We start from the raw sequence: 18,168 nt of genomic DNA, 5'->3' as shown, positions 1-18,168 counted from the left end.
GACATCACAAAGCTCGAATAGTCACTGAGCTGAGACAAGACTTTCCGCTGGCGGACCTGCTCAAACTGCTAGGGCTGGCGCGAAGCACGTACTACTACCAACTCAAGGTCATGGGCGTTGCGGACCGTTTCGTCTCAGTCAAAGCCTCAATCCAGAGCCTTCAGCAAGAGCATAAAGGGCGCCTGGGCTACCGCCGTATGACGCTGGAACTGCGTAAAGAAAGACTACAGATCAACGGTAAAACGGTACGACGATTGATGGGAGCGTTGGGGCTCAAATGCACGGTGCGACCCAAGAAATACAGAGCATATAAAGGGCCGATGGGAGAAATCTCACCCAATACCTTGGCTCGTCGGTTCGAAGCCGAGAAGCCGAATCAGAAATGGGTGACGGATGTCACCGAGTTCAAAGTGGCAGGTAAAAAGCTGTATTTGTCGCCGATCTTGGACTTATACAACGGAGAAATCGTGGCTTATCAGACCGCCATACGCCCCCAATATGCCCTGGTTGGCGACATGCTGGAGCGAGCGCTCGAGCGCCTGCCTGAGGGCGCTAAACCCATGCTGCACTCGGATCAAGGCTGGCACTATCGACACTCGAAGTATCGCGAGCGACTAGAACAGGCGGGGCTGGAACAAAGCATGTCACGCAAAGGAAACTGCTATGACAACGCCACGATGGAGAGCTTCTTCGGCACGTTGAAGTCAGAGTTTTACTACCGCGAAAGCTTCGACAACGAGGCTCAGTTGCAGGCTGGACTGGATCAATACATCCATTACTACAACCATAAGCGAATCAAAACGAAGCTTGGCGGACTGAGCCCTGTAGAGTACAGAGCCCGTTCCGCTGTAGCCTAGACAATTACTGTCCAACTTTTGGGGCGCACTTCATAATGCTATCGGGGGCAAGCCCCCTCCCACAGTTGACCGAGTTGTCATGTCGAGCACTGATCAATGTGAGAGGGGGCTTGCCCCCTCTCACAGTTGACCGAGCTGTCATGTCGATCACTGATCAATTTGAGAGGGGGCTTGCCCCCTCTCACAGTTGACCGAGTTGTCATGTCGATCACTGATCAATGTGGGAGGGGGCTTGCCCCCGATGGCGGTTTAGCGAGTGATCCCAGATTCAAAGTGTAACGACCACATCCTGCTCCAACACCACCCGCTGCTCCCCCGCATCCAGCCGCACCAACGCGCCCATCGGCAGGGTCAGGTTCGGATCGCAATGTCCACTGCGCCAGCCGGCCAGCACCGGAATGCATAACGGTTCAAATGTCTGTTTGAGCAGGCGCTCCAGCGCGACGTTATCCACACCCGCCACGTCCCCGACCAGCACCCCAGCTACCTGAGCCAACTTACCCGCCAGGCGCAAATGCGTGAGCAGACGATCGATGCGGTAGATCGGCTCGTTGACGTCTTCGATAAACAGGATGATGCCCTGCGCGTCGATTTCGTAAGGCGTGCCCATCACCGCCGCAATCATCGACAGGTTGCCCCCCAGCAAGCGCCCACAGGCGATGCCAGGCTCAATGGTGGTCAGCGGGTAGGCCGCAGGGTGCGTGATGAGGTTGCCCGCGCCCAGTTGACCCCGCAGCAGGCTGAACAGTGAGGACTCGGTGGGTTGCTGCTTGTCGCCCAACAGGTCGGCATTGAGCATTGGCCCGTGGAACGTCACGAAGCCCGCGTAGCGGTTGATGGCCAGGTGCAAGGCGGTGATGTCGCTGTAGCCGACGAAGGGTTTGGGGTTGGCGCGCAGCAGGTCGAAGTCCAGACAGTCCAACAGCCGTGGCGTGCCGTAGCCGCCCCGCAGGCAGAAGATCGCATCGATTTCAGGGTCGGCGAAGGCGGCGTGCAGGTCATGCAAGCGCACCTCATCGCTGCCGGCGAGGTAGCCGTCGCGCTCATACACCCCAGGGAAAATCCGCAGGTCGTAGCCGCGGGTGCGCATCCATTGGCCGGCCTTTTCAACATCCAGCACGGCGGGACCGGCGGGAGCGATCAGGGCGATGGTGCCTTCAGAACGAAGGGCTGGAACGGCGGTTGTCATACACAACTCTCCCTGGTTAACGCACAACGAAATGTGGGAGGGGGCTTGGCCCGATAGCGGTGGATCAGGTAGCACATGAGTGACTGACCTTTCGCTATCGGGGCAAGCCCCCTCCCACATAAGCCCCTCGCATTCCGGATTTAAACTCCGATCAGGAGATCAGGCTTGCCTTGACCAGCTTGGCCTGCTCGTCGGCGTGGTACGAAGAACGCACCAGCGGGCCCGATGCCACGTTTTTGAAGCCCATCTTGTAGCCTTCCTCAGCGAACCAGGCGAAGGTGTCCGGGTGCACGAAACGCTGCACCGGCAAGTGGTTACGCGACGGTTGCAGGTACTGGCCCAAGGTCAGCATGTCGATGTCGTGTTCGCGCATGCGCTTCATGACTTCGATCACTTCCTCATCGGTCTCGCCCAGGCCCAGCATCAGGCCGGATTTGGTCGGGATGTGCGGCATCATCTGCTTGAACTTCTGCAGCAGGGTCAATGACCACTGGTAGTCCGAACCGGGACGCGCGGCCTTGTACAGGCGTGGCACGGTTTCCAGGTTGTGGTTGAACACATCCGGCGGCTCGGCGGCGGTGATTTCCAACGCCACGTCCATACGGCCACGGTAGTCCGGCACCAGGGTTTCGAGCACAACGTTCGGCGACAGTTTGCGAATTTCGCGAATGCAGTCGGCAAAGTGCTGGGCACCGCCGTCACGCAAATCGTCGCGGTCCACCGAAGTGATCACCACGTACTTGAGTTTGAGGTCGGCGATGGCGATGGCCAGGCTTTCCGGCTCGTTGACGTCCAGTGGCTTCGGCCGGCCGTGGCCGACGTCGCAGAACGGGCAACGGCGGGTGCAGATGTCACCCATGATCATGAACGTGGCGGTGCCGCCGGAGAAACACTCACCCAGGTTCGGGCAGGAGGCTTCTTCGCACACACTGTGCAGCTTGTGTTTGCGCAGCAGGGCTTTGATACGGTCGACTTCCGGCGAGACAGGGATGCGCACGCGGATCCAGTCAGGCTTTTTCGGCAGTTCGGTGGTCGGAATGATCTTTACCGGGATGCGTGCAACCTTCTCGGCGCCGCGCAGCTTGACGCCGGCTTCCACCTTGGCACGCGGGGCCGGGGCCGGACGCTCGGTTACGTCCAGCGTCGGGATCATGGTTTGCACTGCATCAGTAGTCATAGTCAGTCGATTCCGCCCGTAAGGGTCGTCTGCTCAGCATAGTCGAGGTGTTTGACGAGCTGCGCGCGCAGCCGGGCACTTACCTCGGCAAATTTAATCGGTGTCACATGCTCGCTCAGCTGTGTCATCGCTAACCCGGCATAACCGCACGGGTTGATGCGCCGGAAGGGCGCCAGGTCCATGTCCACGTTCAGGGCCAGGCCATGAAAGGAACAACCGTGGCGAATCCGCAGCCCCAGGGAAGCGATTTTCGCGCCATCCACATACACCCCCGGAGCATCGGGCTTGGCCGCGGCGGTGACGCCGTAACTGGCCAATAGCTCGATCAGGCACGCCTCGATGCGGCTGACCAGATCACGCACACCAAACCCCAGCTTGCGCACATCCAACAATAGGTAAGCCACAAGCTGACCGGGGCCATGGTAAGTCACTTGGCCACCCCGGTCGACCTGCACCACCGGAATCTCCCCCGGCAGCAGCAGATGTTCGGCCTTGCCGGCCTGGCCCTGGGTGAACACCGGTGGATGTTCCACCAGCCAGACCTCATCCGGCGCCGAGGTGCCGCGCTCGTTGGTGAAGCGCTGCATCGCATGCCAGACGGGCTCGTAGGCCATCTGGCTAAGTTCACGAAAGCCCAGGACCTGCGACATCACAACACCATGTGTACGAAGCCGGTGGCCCGCAGTTCACTGTTGATGTTGTAGAGCTGGTCCTGATCCGTCGCCACGATGTGCAACTGGATCGTGGTGTATTTACCGTTGGTACTGGAGCGCTCGTCCACACGGTTGTCGTTGATCGTGGCGTGTTTACGCACGATGTCGAGGATCTTGTCTTTGTTGCCAACACCGGTATCGCTGATCACCTTGACGGGATAATCCGTCACCGGGAACTCGATCTTAGGCGCCTTCACTTCTTTATCGGTCATGGCAGAACGGCCTCGTAAGCGGTAAGCCGTGGCGACGGCAAAGCCCCGCGTCGGTTCAACGCGGGGCTTTGCAGGTGCACACAATCAGTTGAACAAGCCGTAGAAGAATAGACGGATGCTATCCCACACGCGGCGGAAGATACCACCTTCGTCGACGGCGTCCAGCGCGATCAGGTCGGCGCTGTGCACCACCTTGTCGTCCAGTTTCACTTCGACTTTACCGATCACATCGCCCTTGGCGATTGGCGCGACCAATTGCGGATTCATGGTCATGCTGGCAGCGAGCTTTTTCAGCTGGCCTTTAGGCATGGTCAGGGTCAGGTCTTCGGCCAGGCCGGCCTTGACTTGGGAAGCCGCGCCTTTCCACACCGGGGCGGTCGCAAGCTCAGCACCCTTCTGGTAGAAGGTCTGGGTTTCGAAGAAACGGAAACCGTAGGTCAGCAGCTTTTGCGTCTCGGCCGCACGGGCCTGCTCGCTGTTGGTACCGAACACCACGGCGATCAGGCGTTGGCCGTCACGTACCGCCGAGGACACCATGCAGTAGCCGGCCTCTTCGGTGTGACCGGTTTTCAGACCGTCGACGGTCTTGTCGCGCCACAGCAGCAGGTTGCGGTTAGGCTGTTTGATGTTGTTCCAGAAGAACTCCTTCTGGGAATAGATCGCGTAGTGCACCGGGTCGACGCGGATGATCGCGCGCGCCAGGATCGCCATGTCATGGGCCGACGAGTAGTGCTCTGGGTTCGGCAGACCGGTCGGGTTCATGAAGTGGCTGTTGGTCATGCCCAGATCGGCCACGGTTTTGTTCATCATGTCGGCGAACGCGTCTTCGCTGCCGGCGATGTGCTCGGCCAGGGCGACGCTGGCGTCGTTACCGGACTGGATGATGATGCCGTGCAGCAGGTCGCTGACGGTGACTTGGGAGCCCACCTTGATGAACATCCGCGAACCGCCGGTACGCCAGGCGTTTTCGCTGACGGTCACTGGGTCGTTTTCGCCGATCTGGCCGCGACGGATTTCCAGGGTCGCGATATAGGCGGTCATCAGCTTGGTCAGGCTGGCCGGCGGCAGGCGCTGGTCACCGTTGTTCTCGACCAGCACGTTGCCGCTGGCGGCATCCATGAGCACCCAGGCCTTGGCGGCCAGTTGCGGTGAAGCCGGCACCATTTCAACCGCCCAGGCGGCCGGGGTGATGATCAGCGAGATAAGCAGGCACGTGCGTTTGGCTAAGGTGGTGATGTTCATCCGTCTCTCGAAATTGCTTATGGAAACTTGCCCTCGCGGGCAAAACTTATTCAGACAGCCCGCTACCAGACTGTCGCGTGTTCGGTTGCCCGCTCACCCCTTGCTCCCGGGTTTTTATTGTTCAAACGAGCCAACAACCAGAGTTCAAGCCCGCGTACGTGCCTGAACTATCAATCCGTTACTGCTTACTCGGCGGTGACCACACTGGGTTGCCCCAGGTTGGCCAGACGCACACTGTTCTGCACTTGCGCCACCTCGCTCGGCGAGCCAATCGGGCCCATCCGCACGCGGTGCAAGGTTTGCTGGTTGCGCACGATGGAACTGATGAAGACCGGCGCATTGACCATGCTGCTGAGTTTGGACCTTAACAGTTCCGCCGCATCCGGGTTGGCGAAAGCGCCGACCTGCAGGTACTGCCCGCCCGCCACGGAAGCACCCGGCGCGGCCTGGGGCACGGCCACGGTGTCCGGGGCGTGCTGTTGCGGTGGCGGCGTCCACTGTTCGACCTTGCCGGCCGATGCGGTGATCTGCGGTTGCGGGGTCTGCGGCTCGTTGAGCATCAACGGCGCCGGCTTGCCACGCTGAGCCCAATACTGCGCCGGATCGATGCCTTCGACCTTGACCCGCGCAGTGCCGGTTTCGGCGTAGCCAAGCTTTTTGGCGGCGGCGTAGGACAAGTCGATGATACGGTCCGAGTAGAACGGCCCACGGTCATTGACCCGCAGGATCACCGTGCGGTGGTTGTCCAGGTTGGTCACGCGTACATAGCTGGGCAACGGCAAGGTCTTGTGGGCCGCGCTCATGCCGTACAGGTCATACACTTCGCCATTGGCGGTGTTCTGGCCATGGAACTTGGTGCCGTACCAGGAGGCTGTGCCAGACTGCACGTAGGTCTTGGACTCTTGCAGCGGAAAGTAGGTCTTGCCCAGCACGGTGTACGGGTTGGCCTTGTAGGCGCCGGTGTGCAGGGTCGGCGTGGCGTCCGGGATTTTCGAGACATCCACGTCCCACCACGGCGCGCCGTCTTTGTGTGCGCGGTTGATGTCCAGGCCCGGTTGGGACCGGACCACCGCGCCGCCGGACTTCTGCGTCGGCGCGCGGCTGGTGGAACAACTGACAACCAGCAAGGACAACGCGGTGAACGCCACCAGCTTGAGCGGTTTATTGAACGGCGATGCCCGCATTACTTGTTGCCCCGTGCTTGGACCAGCATGTCTGACAGCTGATGCACGGCCATGGCGTACATCACACTGCGGTTATAACGCGTGATTGCGTAGAAATTCTTCAGGCCCATCCAGTATTCAGGGCCATTTTCGCCTTCCAGGCGGAATGCCGTTACCGGCGTGTCGTCGTGTGGCGCATTCTGACTCGACCAACCCAGCGCCCGCAACTCCCCGACGGTCTTGGCCGGCTCGATCCCCTGGGTCAGGCCTTCGTCGGCGCGCTCCCCGGTGACATCCGCGCGGACCACCACCGGCTCGCCGGCAACCCAGCCGTGGCGCTTGAAGTAGCTGGCCACGCTGCCGATGGCATCGTCGGGGTTGCTCCAGATATTGATGTGGCCGTCGTTATCGAAATCCACCGCGTAAGCGCGAAAGCTGCTCGGCATGAATTGCGGCAAGCCCATCGCTCCGGCGTAGGAGCCCTTTAGGGTCAGTGGATCAACCTGCTCTTCGCGGGCCAGCAGCAGGAATTCGCGCAGTTCCTTGCGGAAGAAGTCGGCACGGGGCGGGTAATCGAAGCCCAGGGTCGACAACGCGTCGATCACCCGGTAGCTGCCGGTGTTGCGCCCGTAGAAGGTTTCGATGCCGATGATCGACACAATCACCTGGGCCGGCACACCGTATTCCTGTTCGGCGCGGGCCAGGGCGGCCTCGTGCTCGCGCCAGAAGTCCACACCGCGGGCCACGCGGGCGTCGGTGAGGAACATCGGGCGATATTCTTTCCACTGTTTCACACGTTCAGCAGGGCGGGAAATGGCGTCGAGGATCGCCTGCTTGCGCTGGGCCTCGCGGAACACGCCCATCAACTGCTCACCGGCGAAACCGTAGTCGCGGGTCATTTCACCGACAAACTCGGCGACCTGAGGTGAACCATCGTAGTCACCGGCCAGGGTCTCCTGCGTTGCCCCCAGCAGCCCGATAAGGCCCACCCAGGACGCATGCCGAGTCGCCCAGCCGCGCATTACTTGCATTGACATCTTCACCTTATTCAAACCTGTGCGATCCACTTGCGATGCGTATGAATCGACATCAAAACCCCAAACGCTGACAGCAATGTCACCAGCGAAGTTCCGCCGTAGCTAATGAATGGCAACGGCACCCCAACCACCGGTAACAGGCCACTGACCATACCGATGTTGACGAAAACGTAAACAAAAAACGTCATGGTCAGCGCGCCGGCAAGCAATTTGCCGAACAGCGTCTGCGCTTGCGCGGTAATCACCAGGCCACGCCCGATCAACAACAGGTAGATCAGCAGCAACGCGCAGATCCCCACCAGGCCGAACTCTTCGCCCAATACGGCGATGATGAAGTCGGTGTGGCTCTCGGGCAGAAAGTCCAAGTGCGACTGGGTACCCAGCAACCAGCCTTTGCCAAAGACCCCACCCGAACCGATTGCCGCCTTGGACTGGATGATGTTCCAGCCGGTGCCCAAGGGATCGCTTTCCGGATCGAGGAACGTCAGGATCCGTTGCTTTTGATAGTCGTGCATAAAGAAGAACCACATCGCCACCGCCACCGGCACCGCAGCGGCCAGCACGCTGAGGATCCAGCGCCAGCGCAACCCGCCCATAAACAGCACGAACGCACCGCCGGCCAGGATCAGCAGCGAGGTGCCGAGGTCGGGCTGGCGCACAATCAGGATAAACGGTACGCCGATCAGGATCAGGCTGATGCCTACGTGTTTGAGCTGCGGCGGCAGGGTGCGCTTGGACAGGTACCAGGCGATGGTAGCCGGCATCAGGATCTTCATGAATTCCGACGGCTGGAAGCGAATCACCCCTGGGATGTTGATCCACCGCGTCGCGCCCATGGCGTTGTGGCCCATCACGTCCACCACCACCAGCAGCAACACCCCCGCCACATAGCCCAGCGGCACCCAGCGCGCCATGAAGCGCGGCTCCAACTGAGCGATCACCACCATCGACAACAGGCCCAGGCCGAACGACGACGCTTGCTTGATCAGCAGGTCCCAGTTCTTGCCACTGGCCGAATACAGTACAAACAGACTGCCGGCCGCGAGGGTCAGCAACAGGATCAGCAACGGGCCGTCGATGTGCATGCGTTGCAGCAACGTCGCACGGCGACGCATCACATCCTCGCTGGAGAGGATGCGGTCAAAATTACTCTTCACTGGCCGTAACCTCGGGGCTTGAAGGGGGGCCGCCATATTCAGGCTTGAGCCTGCCGTCCTCGGCCAGAAGCCAGGCGTCCATCACCTGGCGCACCACGGGCGCGGCGACGCCGGAGCCGGACTCGCCGTTCTCGACCATCACCGCCACCACGATTTTCGGGTCGTCCGCCGGCGCAAAACCGACAAACAAGGCGTGGTCGCGGTGACGTTCCTGAACCTTGGAACGGTCGTATTTCTCGCCTTGCTTGATCGCCACCACCTGGGCGGTACCACTCTTGCCGGCGATGCGATATTGCGCACCGATCGCCGCCTTGCGCGCTGTGCCGCGCGCACCGTGCATCACCTGCTGCATGCCGTGGTTGACCTTGGTCCAGTCCGACGGGTCGCGCAGCACAATGTCCGGGATCGGGTTGTCATCCACCGGCTTCTCGCCTTCGATGGTCTTGGCCAGGTGCGGACGGTTCCACACGCCCTTGTTGGCCACCAGCGCCGTGGCCTGAGCCAGTTGCAGCGGCGTGGCCTGCATATAGCCCTGGCCGATCCCCAGGATCAGGGTTTCCCCCGGGAACCACGCCTGGCGGCGGGTCGCGCGCTTCCACTCCCGCGATGGCATCAAGCCTGGCGATTCTTCGAACATGTCCAGGGAAACTTTCTGGCCGAGGCCGAACTTGCCCATGTAGGCCGACAGCCGATCGATGCCCAGCTTGTGGGCAAGGTCATAAAAGTAAGTGTCGTTGGAGCGCATGATTGCGGTGTCCAGGTCGACATAACCGTCACCGGTACGGTTCCAGTTACGGTACTTGTGATCGTAATTGGGCAGCATGTAGTAACCGGGGTCGTACACCCGGCTGGAAGCGGTCACCACGCCAGCGTCCAGGCCGGCAATCGCCACCGCCGGCTTGATGGTCGAACCCGGTGGGTACAAGCCACGCAGCACACGGTTGAACAACGGCCGGTCGATGGAATCACGCAGCTCGGCGTACGCCTTGAAGCTGATACCGGTCACGAACAGGTTCGGGTCGAAGCTGGGTTGACTGACCATGGCCAGCACTTCGCCCGTCTTCGGGTCCAGCGCCACCACCGCGCCGCGTCGGCCGCCCAACGCCATCTCGGCCGCTTCCTGCAGCTTGATGTCCAGGCTCAGTACGATGTCCTTGCCCGGCACCGGGTCGGTACGCTTGAGCACGCGCAGCACACGGCCGCGGGCGTTGGTTTCAACTTCTTCGTAACCCACCTGGCCATGCAGCTCGGGCTCGTAGAAACGCTCGATGCCGGTCTTGCCGATATGATGGGTGCCGCTGTAATTCACCGGATCGAGGGTTTTCAGTTCTTTCTCGTTGATGCGCCCCATATAGCCGACGGAGTGAGCAAAGTGCGGCCCTTGCGGGTAGTGCCGCACCAACTGCGCCACCACTTCCACCCCCGGCAGACGGAACTGGTTCACCGCGATCCGCGCGATCTGCTCTTCGGTCAGCTCGAACAGAATCGGCACCGGCTCGAATGGCCGGCGCCCCTGCCTCATGCGTTTTTCGAAGATCACCCGGTCTTCCGGCGTCAGCTGCAGGACTTCGACGATCACGTCGAGCACTTGCTGCCAATCGCCGGAACGTTCGCGGGTCATGCTCAGGCTGAAGCTGGGCCGGTTATCCGCCACGACAACGCCATTGCGGTCGAAAATCAGCCCACGGGTCGGCGGAATCGGCTGCACATGCACCCGGTTGTTTTCCGACAGCGTGGAGTGATAGTCGTACTGGATCACCTGCAGGAAATACAGGCGCGCAATCAACACCCCGATCAGCGCCACCACCATGATCGCGCCAAACACCACGCGCGCACGTACCAGACGTGCGTCTTTCTCATGGTCCTTGATGCGGATCGGCTGAGTCATCGGGAGGGGCGCAGACTATTTGTGGTAAGGGTGCCCGGACAGAACTGTCCAGGCGCGATACAGCTGTTCACCGATCAGAATCCTTACCAACGGGTGCGGCAACGTCAGTGCCGACAGCGACCAGCGCTGGTCCGCCCGCGCGCAGACTTCCGGCGCCAGCCCTTCGGGGCCACCGACCATGAAGTTGACCGTGCGCGAGTCCAGGCGCCAGCGATCCAGCTCCACCGCCAACTGCTCGGTGCTCCAGGGCTTGCCGTGCACTTCGAGGGTGACGATACGCTCATTGGGGCCGACCTTGGCCAGCATGGCTTCGCCTTCCTGACGGATAAAGCGCGCCACGTCGGCATTCTTGCCCCGGGTGTTGAGCGGTATTTCCACCAGTTCCAGCGACAACTCGGCGGGCAGACGCTTGGCATACTCGTGCCAGCCTTCTTCCACCCACTTGGGCATGCGTGAACCGACAGCAATCAGACGCAGGCGCACAGCCGTTCCTTATTCCTGGTCTTTGTTGAGCTTGTCGAAGTGAGCGTGGCCCACTTCCGGGCTGTGGTGCTTGCCATCGGCGGCACGGCTCTGCTCGGCGCCTTTCCACAGACGCTCCAGGTCGTAGAACTGGCGAGCGTTGGAAGTCATCATGTGGACGATTACGTCGTCCATGTCCAGCAGCACCCAATCACTGTCGCCCTTGCCTTCTTCACCCAACGGCTTGACGCCCTGGGCTTTGACGGCTTCGCGCACTTTGTCCAGCATCGCGCCGATCTGGCGGTTGGAGGTACCGGTGGCGATGATCATGTAGTCGGTGATGCTCTGCTTGTCGCGCACGTCCAGCACCTGGATGTCCTGGGCCTTCACGTCTTCCAGGGCCGCCACGGCGACTTTCACCAGCTCTTCGCCGACCAGTTCCGGACCGGTGTGGGCTTCTACAGGCAGAGGGGCGCTTTTGAACGTGCCTTTGCGCTTAACTTTGCTTACGTCTTTGTTGGTCATATAAAACTCGTTTTGCTCGTATGTTCGGGCGCTCGCTGTACGACTGTTCGTACCCTCAAGCACGCCTTTTCAGTTCGACGCACGGTAAAGCCCGTGCGCATCGATGTAGGCCAGGACCGCGTCAGGCACCAGGAACCGTACCGACTTACCGCTGGCCAGCAGTTGACGGATCTGGGTGGCGGACACCGCAAGCGGGGTCTGCCAGACGAATGCAATATTCCCGTTCGGCCCGGTCAGGGCCAAGGGGTCACTTACCGACCGCGCGGCCAGCAGGTTGCGCAAGGCATCCGGCGGTTCGCTGTCGGCATCCGGGCGTTGCAAAACCAGGATGTGGCAATGCTGGAGGAGATCCTCCCAGCGATGCCAAGAGGGCAGTCCGCAAAATGCGTCCCAGCCCAAAAGCAGAAACAACTGGTCGTCCGCGGCCAGTTCGGCGCGCATCAGTTCCAGGGTGTCGACAGTGTAGGACGGTTTATCGCGCTTGAGCTCGCGGTCGTCCACCACCAACGGTGCAATGCCTTCCACCGCCAGACGCACCATTTCCAGACGCTGCTGGGGCGACACTTGCGGGGTGTCGCGATGGGGCGGCCGGAAATTGGGGATCAGGCGCAGTTCATCCAGCGCCATTGCGTCCGCCACTTCCAGAGCGCTGCGCAGATGGCCGATGTGCACAGGGTCGAAGGTACCGCCGAGCAGCCCGATGCGCTTAGCCATCAAGTGCGCACGTGCCCGTCGCCGAACACCACGTACTTCTCGCTGGTCAGGCCTTCCAGGCCCACCGGGCCGCGTGCGTGGAGCTTATCGGTGGAAATTCCGATCTCCGCGCCCAAGCCGTACTCGAAACCGTCGGCAAAGCGCGTCGAGGCATTGACCATCACCGAAGCGGAGTCCACTTCGGTGAGGAAGCGCCGGGCATCGCTGAAATGCTCGGACACGATCGCGTCGGTGTGCTTGGAACCGTAGGTGTTGATGTGCTCGATGGCCTGATCCAGGTCGTCAACGATGCGGATCGATAGGATCGGCGCCGTGTATTCGGTGTACCAGTCCTGCTCGGTGGCTTCGATCACGTCGGCGCCCAGCAACGCGCGGGTACGCTCGCAACCGCGCAGCTCAACGCCCTTGTCGCGGTAGATCGCGGCCAACGGCGGCAATACGCGCTCGGCGATGCCGGCGTGCACCAACAGGGTTTCCATGGTGTTGCACGGCGCGTAGCGATGGGTCTTGGCGTTGTCGGCGATGCGGATCGCCTTGTCGATATCGGCCGCAATGTCGATGTACACATGGCACACGCCGTCCAGGTGCTTGATCACTGGCACCTTGGCATCGCGGCTCACGCGTTCGATGAGGCTCTTGCCGCCGCGCGGCACGATGACGTCGACGAATTCCGGCATGGTGATCAACGCGCCAACGGCGGCGCGGTCGGTGGTTTCCACCACTTGCACCACTTCGGCCGGCAACTCGGCCACGGCTAGGCCCTGCTGGATGCACGCGGCGATGGCACGGTTGGAATGGATAGCCTCGGAGCCGCCGCGCAGGATGGTGGCGTTGCCGGATTTGAGGCACAGGCTTGCGGCGTCGATGGTCACGTTAGGACGCGACTCGTAGATGATGCCGATCACGCCCAGGGGCACGCGCATCTTGCCCACCTGGATGCCGGACGGCAGGTAACGCATATCGCGGATTTCACCGATGGGGTCAGGCAGCTTGGCTACCTGACGCAGGCCTTCGATCATGTCGTCGATACGCGCCGGGGTCAGTGCCAGGCGGTCCAGCAGGGCCGGCTCCAGGCCATTGGCACGGCCGTAGGCCAGATCCTGTTCGTTGGCGGCGGTCAGCTCGGAGCGCGAGGCATCCAGAGCGTCGGCGGCCGCCAGCAGGGCGCGATTTTTCTGCGCAGTGCTCGCACGGGCGATCAACCGCGACGCCTGGCGGGCAGCGCGACCCAGGCGGGTCATGTAGTCAAGAACGGACTCAGTCATGGTCGGGGAGTCTTGGCAAAGAGGAAAGCGGCAGATTATAGCCGTGACGCCGCCCGACTGACAGCGGTGAGGGGCGGATGGTCGAAATGAACTGTAAAAACATGAGCTTCAGCCGTAATTAAGGTGGGAGTTGTTATCATCCGGTCACATTTAGCCGTAATAACTGCCGACGCCATGCCCAGTTCCGCTCTTCCAACCCCCGCCAGCGCCCTGCCCGACAGCTTCTTCGACCGCGATGCGCAAGTGCTCGCGCGTGAATTGCTCGGAAAAGTCATTCGCCACCGAGTCGGCGAAACCTGGCTTTCGGCGCGAATTATCGAAACCGAAGCTTATTACGCGGCCGAAAAGGGCAGCCACGCGTCTCTCGGTTACACAGAAAAGCGTAAGGCTTTGTTTCTGGATGGGGGGCACATCTACATGTATTACGCCCGTGGCGGCGATTCTCTGAATTTCAGCGCCCATGGCCCAGGTAATGCGGTGCTGATCAAATCCGCCTATCCATGGGTCGACGCAATCGCCGGCCCAGCCAGCCTGGCGCAGATGCTGTTAAACAACCCGGACGCCAAAGGTCTGCCCCGCCCCTCGCACAAACTGTGCGCGGGCCAGACGCTGTTGTGCAAGGCGCTGGGGCTGAAGGTGCCGATGTGGGACGCCAAACGGTTTGACCAAGAACTGCTTTACGTCGAAGACGTCGGCCAGACCCCGACGCAGATCATCCAGACCACCCGCCTGGGCATCCCCAGCGGGCGTGACGAACACCTGATGTACCGCTTCGTCGATGCTGGCTACGCGCCTTATTGCACGCGGAACCCGTTGCGCCGAGGCCAGGTCGAAGGCCGCGACTATTTTTTGCTGTGAATTCCCAAGAACACCGATGGAGTGGATTGTATGGGCCAATGGCTCGATAGCATTACCGGCTGGCTGAGCATCAACCCTCAATGGCTGGCCGTGGCGGTGTTCATCGTCGCGTGCGTGGAGTGCCTGGCGATTGCCGGCTTGATCGTACCGGGCACGGTGCTGCTGTTCGCTATCGCCGCCTTGGCCGGTAGCGGCGCGCTGTCCTTGAGCGAGACGCTGCTGCTGGGGTTCCTCGGCGGCTTGCTCGGCGATGGGGTTTCCTACTTTCTGGGACGACATTTCCATCAGAACATACGGCGTTTGCCCGGCTTACGTCATCACCCCGAATGGATGAACGGCGCCGAGACCTACTTTCACAAATACGGGATCGCCAGCCTGCTGGTGGGCCGTTTTATCGGCCCGCTACGCCCCATGCTGCCGATGGTGGCCGGCATGTGCGACATGCCGTTCCCGCGTTTCGCCGGGGTGAGCATTCTGGCGGCGGCGGGTTGGTCGGTGGCCTATTTGCTGCCGGGTTGGGCGACCGGCGCCGCGTTCCGCTTGCCGTTGCCGGAAGGGTTCTGGCCGGAAGCGGCGGTGGTCGCAGGGTGCCTTGCGGTCGTGATCGGGCTAAGCCTGAATAGCAGCCTGCGGGGGCATCGTCGCGCCACGTTATGGATAGGCGGCGCCAGCCTGACGTTATTGATCGCGCTGTTTATCGGCTATCACTCGCTGGACAATTTTGACCATGGCCTGAGTGCGCTGGTGCAGGAGCATCGCAGCCCTTGGCTGGATGAAGTAATGGTGCGGATCACCCAACTGGGCGAATTCAAAAAAATGTTTTTCGCCAGTGCGGTGTTTACCGGCTTGCTGGTATTGGCGCGGCAATGGCGTCATGCGCTGTTTGTCGGTGCCACGCTGGCGGGGTCTGCGCTTATCAATACCGGGACCAAACTGTTTTTCGCTCGCGGCCGCCCGGAAATCCTCACAGACCCATTGACCAGTTTCAGCATGCCCAGCGGCCATGCGTCCGGCGCGTTCGCGTTTTTCCTGGCGTTGGCGGTCCTGGCCGGTCGCGGCCAGCCCACGCGGCTACGCCTGACCTGGATGCTGCTGGGCTGTATTCCGGCGGCATTCATCGCACTGTCGCGGGTCTACCTCGGCGCCCATTGGCCCACGGACATCCTCGCCGGCACGTTGCTGGCAATGACGGTGTGCGCGTTCAGCCTGGGGCTTAGCGAATATCGAAGCCCCTTGCCCGCCATGCCACGGAAAACTTGGTGGCTGCTACTACCGGCGCTGGTGGCGGTGCTGAGTTTTATCGCGCTGGCGGGCACATCCCATGCCCTGTTGCGCTACGCCTATTAAGTGAACAGCTCGCCCTGAAGTTCGTCGAGCAGGACTTGGATCATATCCAGGCGCTGTTGCGGACTGTCCATTTCCAGCAGCTTGATCTTGTCGTCATCGGTGAACGGCAGCAAATACGCCAGCTGGTTGGCCAACGCTTGTTGGCCCTGAGCGTTGGTGTCCATGTCCAATGAGGCGACCATCGGGTGTTCGGCCAGGACCTGAAGCAAGGCCAGCAGGTCTTCGTCCTCTTCTTCAAGGGCGCTGTCCGGTTGCTCATCCAGCCAGCGCACCTCGCCCACCAGCAACTGGTCTTTCTGCACCGTGACGTCAGATACATGAAAACGTCGCCCGCCCTCAACCCGAATGCCCAGCAGGCCGTTGTCCTGCTGTTTGAAGTCGCGGATCAGCGCTTCACAACCGACCACCGCGTAAGCGTCCGTCATATCGTCGGCCCTGGCCTCTCCAAGGATGCACACCACCCCGAAACCTTCGCCCTTCTTCATACAGCGCCCGATCATATCGAGGTAGCGCGCCTCGAAGATCTGCAGGTCGAGCGTGCAGCCAGGAAACAGCACGGTATTGAGTGGAAACAGCGCCAGATTCATAAAGCGTTCCTTAAACCCGGTTTAAACAATGACCGACACGGCCAGCGGCAGGAACACCGCCGTAGCCACGCCCATCAAACTCATGGCAAGCGCCGCGAAGGCGCCACACTCTTCGCTTTCCTGCAAGGCCACCGAAGTACCGACGGCATGGGCAGTCATGCCCAGGGCCATGCCACGCGCCTCGGCACTGTGAACGCCCAGACGCGATAACAACGCCGGGCCGACCATCGCGCCGACCACGCCGGTGATCAACACAAATACCGCCGCCAGCGCCGCCACGCCGCCGATCTGCTCGGCCACCAGCATGGCGATCGGCGACGTCACCGACTTGGGTGCCATGGTCATCAGCACCATGTGTTCGGCGCCAAACCACCACCCCAGCAGCACGCAAAGACCGGTGGCGAAGACCCCACCTATCACCAGCGTAGTAAAAATCGGCCAGAACAATTGGCGAATCCGCCGCAAATTCAGGTACAGCGGCACCGCCAAGGCCACCGTCGCCGGGCCCAAGAGGATGCCCATGATCTCGGTGCTCTTGCGGTACTCGGCGTAGCTCAGGCCACAGCTGAGCAACACACCGATCACCAGCAGCATCGACACCAACACCGGTTGCAGGAAGATCCAGCGGGTTTTCTCGAAGCCCGCCAGCACCAGTTGATAGGCGCCCAGGGTGATACCGATCCCGAACAAGGGATGATGAATCACTGCCGTCCAGGCTCCGTGCCAGTCGAAGATCATTGGCCCTCCTCCTCACTGGCATGCCGCTTGGCCAAACGCTCCATCATCACGCCGATCACGGCCATGGCAATTACCAGCGACAACACGAGGGCGCCGACAATAGCCCAGAAATCCGCAGCAATAGCCTTGGCATACACCATCACCCCGACTGCCGGCGGCACCAGCAGCAACGGCAGGTAGCGCAACAGGCTGCTGGCGGCCAGGCTCAAGGGCTCACCCACCTCGCCGCGCCACACCAGAAAGCCAAGCATCAGCAGCAGGCCAATGATGGGCCCCGGCAGAACCGGCAACAGCAAATGATTGAGCGCCGTGCCGATCAGTTGAAACAGCACCAGCCACGTCAGGCCACGTAACAGCATCCGTCCTCTCCCCTTTAAGACCCGTCCGCATTATAAGCACGCTGGCGCTATGCCCAGGCATTCGCCATAAGCATGGTGGGTTGACCGAGCTGATGGGCCATGATGATCTACAGTGGATCTCTGTCACCCATAAAAGCCCCGCCGCCACTGGATAAATACATGGCTGTGCCGGGATAAAACCGATGAACCAAGGAGAGACGCAATGCCCTATGTACCCGTAGCGCAGCTCAACGATTATGTCGGCAAGGAACTGGGACGTTCCGAATGGCTCACCATCGACCAGGCCCGTATCAACCTGTTCGCGGAGGCCACCGGCGATCATCAGTTCATCCACGTCGACCCGGTCAAGGCCGCGCAGACGCCGTTCGGCAGCACCATCGCCCATGGGTTTCTGTCGCTGTCACTGATGCCGAAGTTGATGGAAGACATCCTGATCGTGCCTGAGGGCCTGAAAATGGCGATCAATTATGGCCTCGACAGCGTGCGCTTCATCCAGCCGGTGAAAGTCAATTCCAAGGTACGCCTGAACGTCACGCTCACTGACGTCACCGAGAAAAAGCCCGGCCAATGGCTGTTCAAGGCCACCGCCACCCTGGAGATCGAAGGCCAGGAAAAACCCGCTTACATTGCCGAGTCCCTATCGCTCTGCTTCGTATAAGGGTTTGCCTGTGGTGAGGC

At 61.1% G+C, this 18,168-nt stretch carries 20 protein-coding genes; 4 read left to right on the top strand and 16 right to left on the bottom strand.

Annotated elements, in window-relative coordinates; genetic code table 11:
- The coding region (locus ABX75_RS26340; RefSeq protein WP_144419329.1) for an IS3 family transposase at window positions 1-857 on the top strand (857 nt) is incomplete at its 5' end.
- A gap of 268 nt (window positions 858-1,125) precedes the next feature.
- Here the strand turns inward: ABX75_RS26340 and ABX75_RS26335 are convergent.
- From ABX75_RS26335 to ABX75_RS26275, 13 genes are all read right to left on the bottom strand, one after another.
- Window positions 1,126-2,046 carry an LD-carboxypeptidase gene (locus tag ABX75_RS26335; protein ID WP_034100907.1) on the bottom strand — a complete coding sequence of 307 codons (921 nt, stop codon included), beginning with the start codon at window positions 2,044-2,046 and terminating at the stop codon, window positions 1,126-1,128.
- A 151-nt stretch (window positions 2,047-2,197) separates the two neighbouring features.
- Window positions 2,198-3,199 carry a lipoyl synthase gene (gene lipA, locus ABX75_RS26330; RefSeq protein WP_162276709.1) on the bottom strand — a complete coding sequence of 334 codons (1,002 nt, stop codon included), beginning with the start codon at window positions 3,197-3,199 and terminating at the stop codon, window positions 2,198-2,200.
- 26 nt (window positions 3,200-3,225) lie between these two features.
- Entirely contained in the window at window positions 3,226-3,873 is a 648-nt protein-coding gene (gene lipB, locus ABX75_RS26325) for a lipoyl(octanoyl) transferase LipB (protein ID WP_047882938.1), read from the bottom strand.
- Window positions 3,873-4,148, bottom strand: a complete 276-nt coding sequence (locus tag ABX75_RS26320; protein ID WP_034100910.1) for a DUF493 domain-containing protein — start codon at window positions 4,146-4,148, stop codon at window positions 3,873-3,875. Before ABX75_RS26320 ends, lipB begins: the two co-directional genes overlap by 1 nt.
- Window positions 4,149-4,232: 84 nt before the next feature.
- Window positions 4,233-5,390: a D-alanyl-D-alanine carboxypeptidase family protein gene (locus tag ABX75_RS26315; protein ID WP_034100911.1), complete on the bottom strand. Its 1,158-nt coding sequence runs from the start codon at window positions 5,388-5,390 to the stop codon at window positions 4,233-4,235.
- A gap of 185 nt (window positions 5,391-5,575) precedes the next feature.
- Entirely contained in the window at window positions 5,576-6,574 is a 999-nt protein-coding gene (locus ABX75_RS26310; RefSeq protein WP_034115208.1) for a septal ring lytic transglycosylase RlpA family protein, read from the bottom strand.
- Entirely contained in the window at window positions 6,574-7,584 is a 1,011-nt protein-coding gene (gene mltB, locus ABX75_RS26305) for a lytic murein transglycosylase B (RefSeq protein ID WP_034100913.1), read from the bottom strand. Before mltB ends, ABX75_RS26310 begins: the two co-directional genes overlap by 1 nt.
- A 17-nt stretch (window positions 7,585-7,601) precedes the next feature.
- Window positions 7,602-8,705, bottom strand: a complete 1,104-nt coding sequence (gene rodA / locus ABX75_RS26300; RefSeq protein WP_015886065.1) for a rod shape-determining protein RodA — start codon at window positions 8,703-8,705, stop codon at window positions 7,602-7,604.
- 31 nt (window positions 8,706-8,736) lie between these two features.
- Complete coding sequence (gene mrdA, locus ABX75_RS26295; RefSeq protein WP_034100915.1) at window positions 8,737-10,635, bottom strand: penicillin-binding protein 2; 1,899 nt, start codon at window positions 10,633-10,635, stop codon at window positions 8,737-8,739.
- A gap of 15 nt (window positions 10,636-10,650) precedes the next feature.
- A complete protein-coding gene (gene rlmH, locus ABX75_RS26290) occupies window positions 10,651-11,118 on the bottom strand; it encodes a 23S rRNA (pseudouridine(1915)-N(3))-methyltransferase RlmH (protein ID WP_003176297.1) in 468 nt (155 codons plus the stop codon).
- A gap of 9 nt (window positions 11,119-11,127) precedes the next feature.
- Window positions 11,128-11,622 (bottom strand): ribosome silencing factor, encoded by a 495-nt coding sequence (gene rsfS / locus ABX75_RS26285; RefSeq protein WP_034100916.1) that lies wholly within the window; start codon window positions 11,620-11,622, stop codon window positions 11,128-11,130.
- A gap of 69 nt (window positions 11,623-11,691) precedes the next feature.
- Window positions 11,692-12,336 carry a nicotinate-nucleotide adenylyltransferase gene (gene nadD, locus ABX75_RS26280; protein ID WP_034100917.1) on the bottom strand — a complete coding sequence of 215 codons (645 nt, stop codon included), beginning with the start codon at window positions 12,334-12,336 and terminating at the stop codon, window positions 11,692-11,694.
- Entirely contained in the window at window positions 12,336-13,601 is a 1,266-nt protein-coding gene (locus tag ABX75_RS26275; protein ID WP_047882937.1) for a glutamate-5-semialdehyde dehydrogenase, read from the bottom strand. The genes nadD and ABX75_RS26275 overlap by 1 nt, the downstream gene beginning before the upstream one ends.
- A gap of 174 nt (window positions 13,602-13,775) precedes the next feature.
- Here ABX75_RS26275 and ABX75_RS26270 point away from each other — a divergent pair, with 174 nt between their 5' ends.
- Both ABX75_RS26270 and ABX75_RS26265 read left to right on the top strand, forming a co-directional pair.
- Entirely contained in the window at window positions 13,776-14,459 is a 684-nt protein-coding gene (locus ABX75_RS26270; RefSeq protein ID WP_034100919.1) for a DNA-3-methyladenine glycosylase, read from the top strand.
- A gap of 30 nt (window positions 14,460-14,489) precedes the next feature.
- On the top strand, window positions 14,490-15,806 hold the full coding sequence (locus tag ABX75_RS26265; protein WP_047882936.1) for a bifunctional DedA family/phosphatase PAP2 family protein: 1,317 nt from the start codon (window positions 14,490-14,492) through the stop codon (window positions 15,804-15,806).
- Here the strand turns inward: ABX75_RS26265 and ABX75_RS26260 are convergent.
- The 3 genes from ABX75_RS26260 to ABX75_RS26250 are packed head-to-tail and all read right to left on the bottom strand — an operon-like array spanning window position 15,803 to window position 17,490.
- Window positions 15,803-16,393, bottom strand: a complete 591-nt coding sequence (locus ABX75_RS26260; RefSeq protein WP_034100921.1) for an LON peptidase substrate-binding domain-containing protein — start codon at window positions 16,391-16,393, stop codon at window positions 15,803-15,805. The genes ABX75_RS26265 and ABX75_RS26260 overlap by 4 nt on opposite strands.
- Before the next feature lie 21 nt (window positions 16,394-16,414).
- Complete coding sequence (locus ABX75_RS26255) at window positions 16,415-17,131, bottom strand: LrgB family protein (RefSeq protein ID WP_034100922.1); 717 nt, start codon at window positions 17,129-17,131, stop codon at window positions 16,415-16,417.
- Window positions 17,128-17,490 carry a CidA/LrgA family protein gene (locus tag ABX75_RS26250; RefSeq protein WP_034100923.1) on the bottom strand — a complete coding sequence of 121 codons (363 nt, stop codon included), beginning with the start codon at window positions 17,488-17,490 and terminating at the stop codon, window positions 17,128-17,130. The genes ABX75_RS26255 and ABX75_RS26250 overlap by 4 nt, the downstream gene beginning before the upstream one ends.
- Window positions 17,491-17,692: 202 nt before the next feature.
- Here ABX75_RS26250 and ABX75_RS26245 point away from each other — a divergent pair, with 202 nt between their 5' ends.
- Window positions 17,693-18,148 carry a MaoC family dehydratase gene (locus ABX75_RS26245; protein ID WP_034100924.1) on the top strand — a complete coding sequence of 152 codons (456 nt, stop codon included), beginning with the start codon at window positions 17,693-17,695 and terminating at the stop codon, window positions 18,146-18,148.
- The last annotated feature ends 20 nt before the right edge of the window (window positions 18,149-18,168 follow it).

It is taken from the genome of Pseudomonas sp. ARP3, assembly GCF_001029595.1.
Lineage (GTDB): Bacteria > Pseudomonadota > Gammaproteobacteria > Pseudomonadales > Pseudomonadaceae > Aquipseudomonas > Aquipseudomonas rhodesiae.
The sequence above is the reverse complement of the archived record's forward strand: the minus strand, read 5'-3'. Positions and strand labels throughout refer to the sequence as shown.

What these genes read in the sequence shown, in the direction of transcription:
- ABX75_RS26315 (WP_034100911.1), bottom strand. Translation starts at nt 5,390, where the DNA reads ATGAACATCACCACCTTAGCCAAACGCACGTGCCTGCTTATCTCGCTG.
- ABX75_RS26245 (WP_034100924.1), top strand. Translation starts at nt 17,693, where the DNA reads ATGCCCTATGTACCCGTAGCGCAGCTCAACGATTATGTCGGCAAGGAA.
- ABX75_RS26265 (WP_047882936.1), top strand. Translation starts at nt 14,490, where the DNA reads ATGGGCCAATGGCTCGATAGCATTACCGGCTGGCTGAGCATCAACCCT.
- lipB (WP_047882938.1), bottom strand. Translation starts at nt 3,873, where the DNA reads ATGTCGCAGGTCCTGGGCTTTCGTGAACTTAGCCAGATGGCCTACGAG.
- ABX75_RS26335 (WP_034100907.1), bottom strand. Translation starts at nt 2,046, where the DNA reads ATGACAACCGCCGTTCCAGCCCTTCGTTCTGAAGGCACCATCGCCCTG.
- mltB (WP_034100913.1), bottom strand. Translation starts at nt 7,584, where the DNA reads ATGCAAGTAATGCGCGGCTGGGCGACTCGGCATGCGTCCTGGGTGGGC.
- rodA (WP_015886065.1), bottom strand. Translation starts at nt 8,705, where the DNA reads ATGCGTCGCCGTGCGACGTTGCTGCAACGCATGCACATCGACGGCCCG.
- ABX75_RS26250 (WP_034100923.1), bottom strand. Translation starts at nt 17,490, where the DNA reads ATGCTGTTACGTGGCCTGACGTGGCTGGTGCTGTTTCAACTGATCGGC.
- ABX75_RS26260 (WP_034100921.1), bottom strand. Translation starts at nt 16,393, where the DNA reads ATGAATCTGGCGCTGTTTCCACTCAATACCGTGCTGTTTCCTGGCTGC.
- nadD (WP_034100917.1), bottom strand. Translation starts at nt 12,336, where the DNA reads ATGGCTAAGCGCATCGGGCTGCTCGGCGGTACCTTCGACCCTGTGCAC.
- rsfS (WP_034100916.1), bottom strand. Translation starts at nt 11,622, where the DNA reads ATGACCAACAAAGACGTAAGCAAAGTTAAGCGCAAAGGCACGTTCAAA.
- ABX75_RS26255 (WP_034100922.1), bottom strand. Translation starts at nt 17,131, where the DNA reads ATGATCTTCGACTGGCACGGAGCCTGGACGGCAGTGATTCATCATCCC.
- ABX75_RS26320 (WP_034100910.1), bottom strand. Translation starts at nt 4,148, where the DNA reads ATGACCGATAAAGAAGTGAAGGCGCCTAAGATCGAGTTCCCGGTGACG.
- ABX75_RS26310 (WP_034115208.1), bottom strand. Translation starts at nt 6,574, where the DNA reads ATGCGGGCATCGCCGTTCAATAAACCGCTCAAGCTGGTGGCGTTCACC.
- ABX75_RS26270 (WP_034100919.1), top strand. Translation starts at nt 13,776, where the DNA reads ATGCCCAGTTCCGCTCTTCCAACCCCCGCCAGCGCCCTGCCCGACAGC.
- mrdA (WP_034100915.1), bottom strand. Translation starts at nt 10,635, where the DNA reads ATGACTCAGCCGATCCGCATCAAGGACCATGAGAAAGACGCACGTCTG.
- ABX75_RS26275 (WP_047882937.1), bottom strand. Translation starts at nt 13,601, where the DNA reads ATGACTGAGTCCGTTCTTGACTACATGACCCGCCTGGGTCGCGCTGCC.
- lipA (WP_162276709.1), bottom strand. Translation starts at nt 3,199, where the DNA reads ATGATCCCGACGCTGGACGTAACCGAGCGTCCGGCCCCGGCCCCGCGT.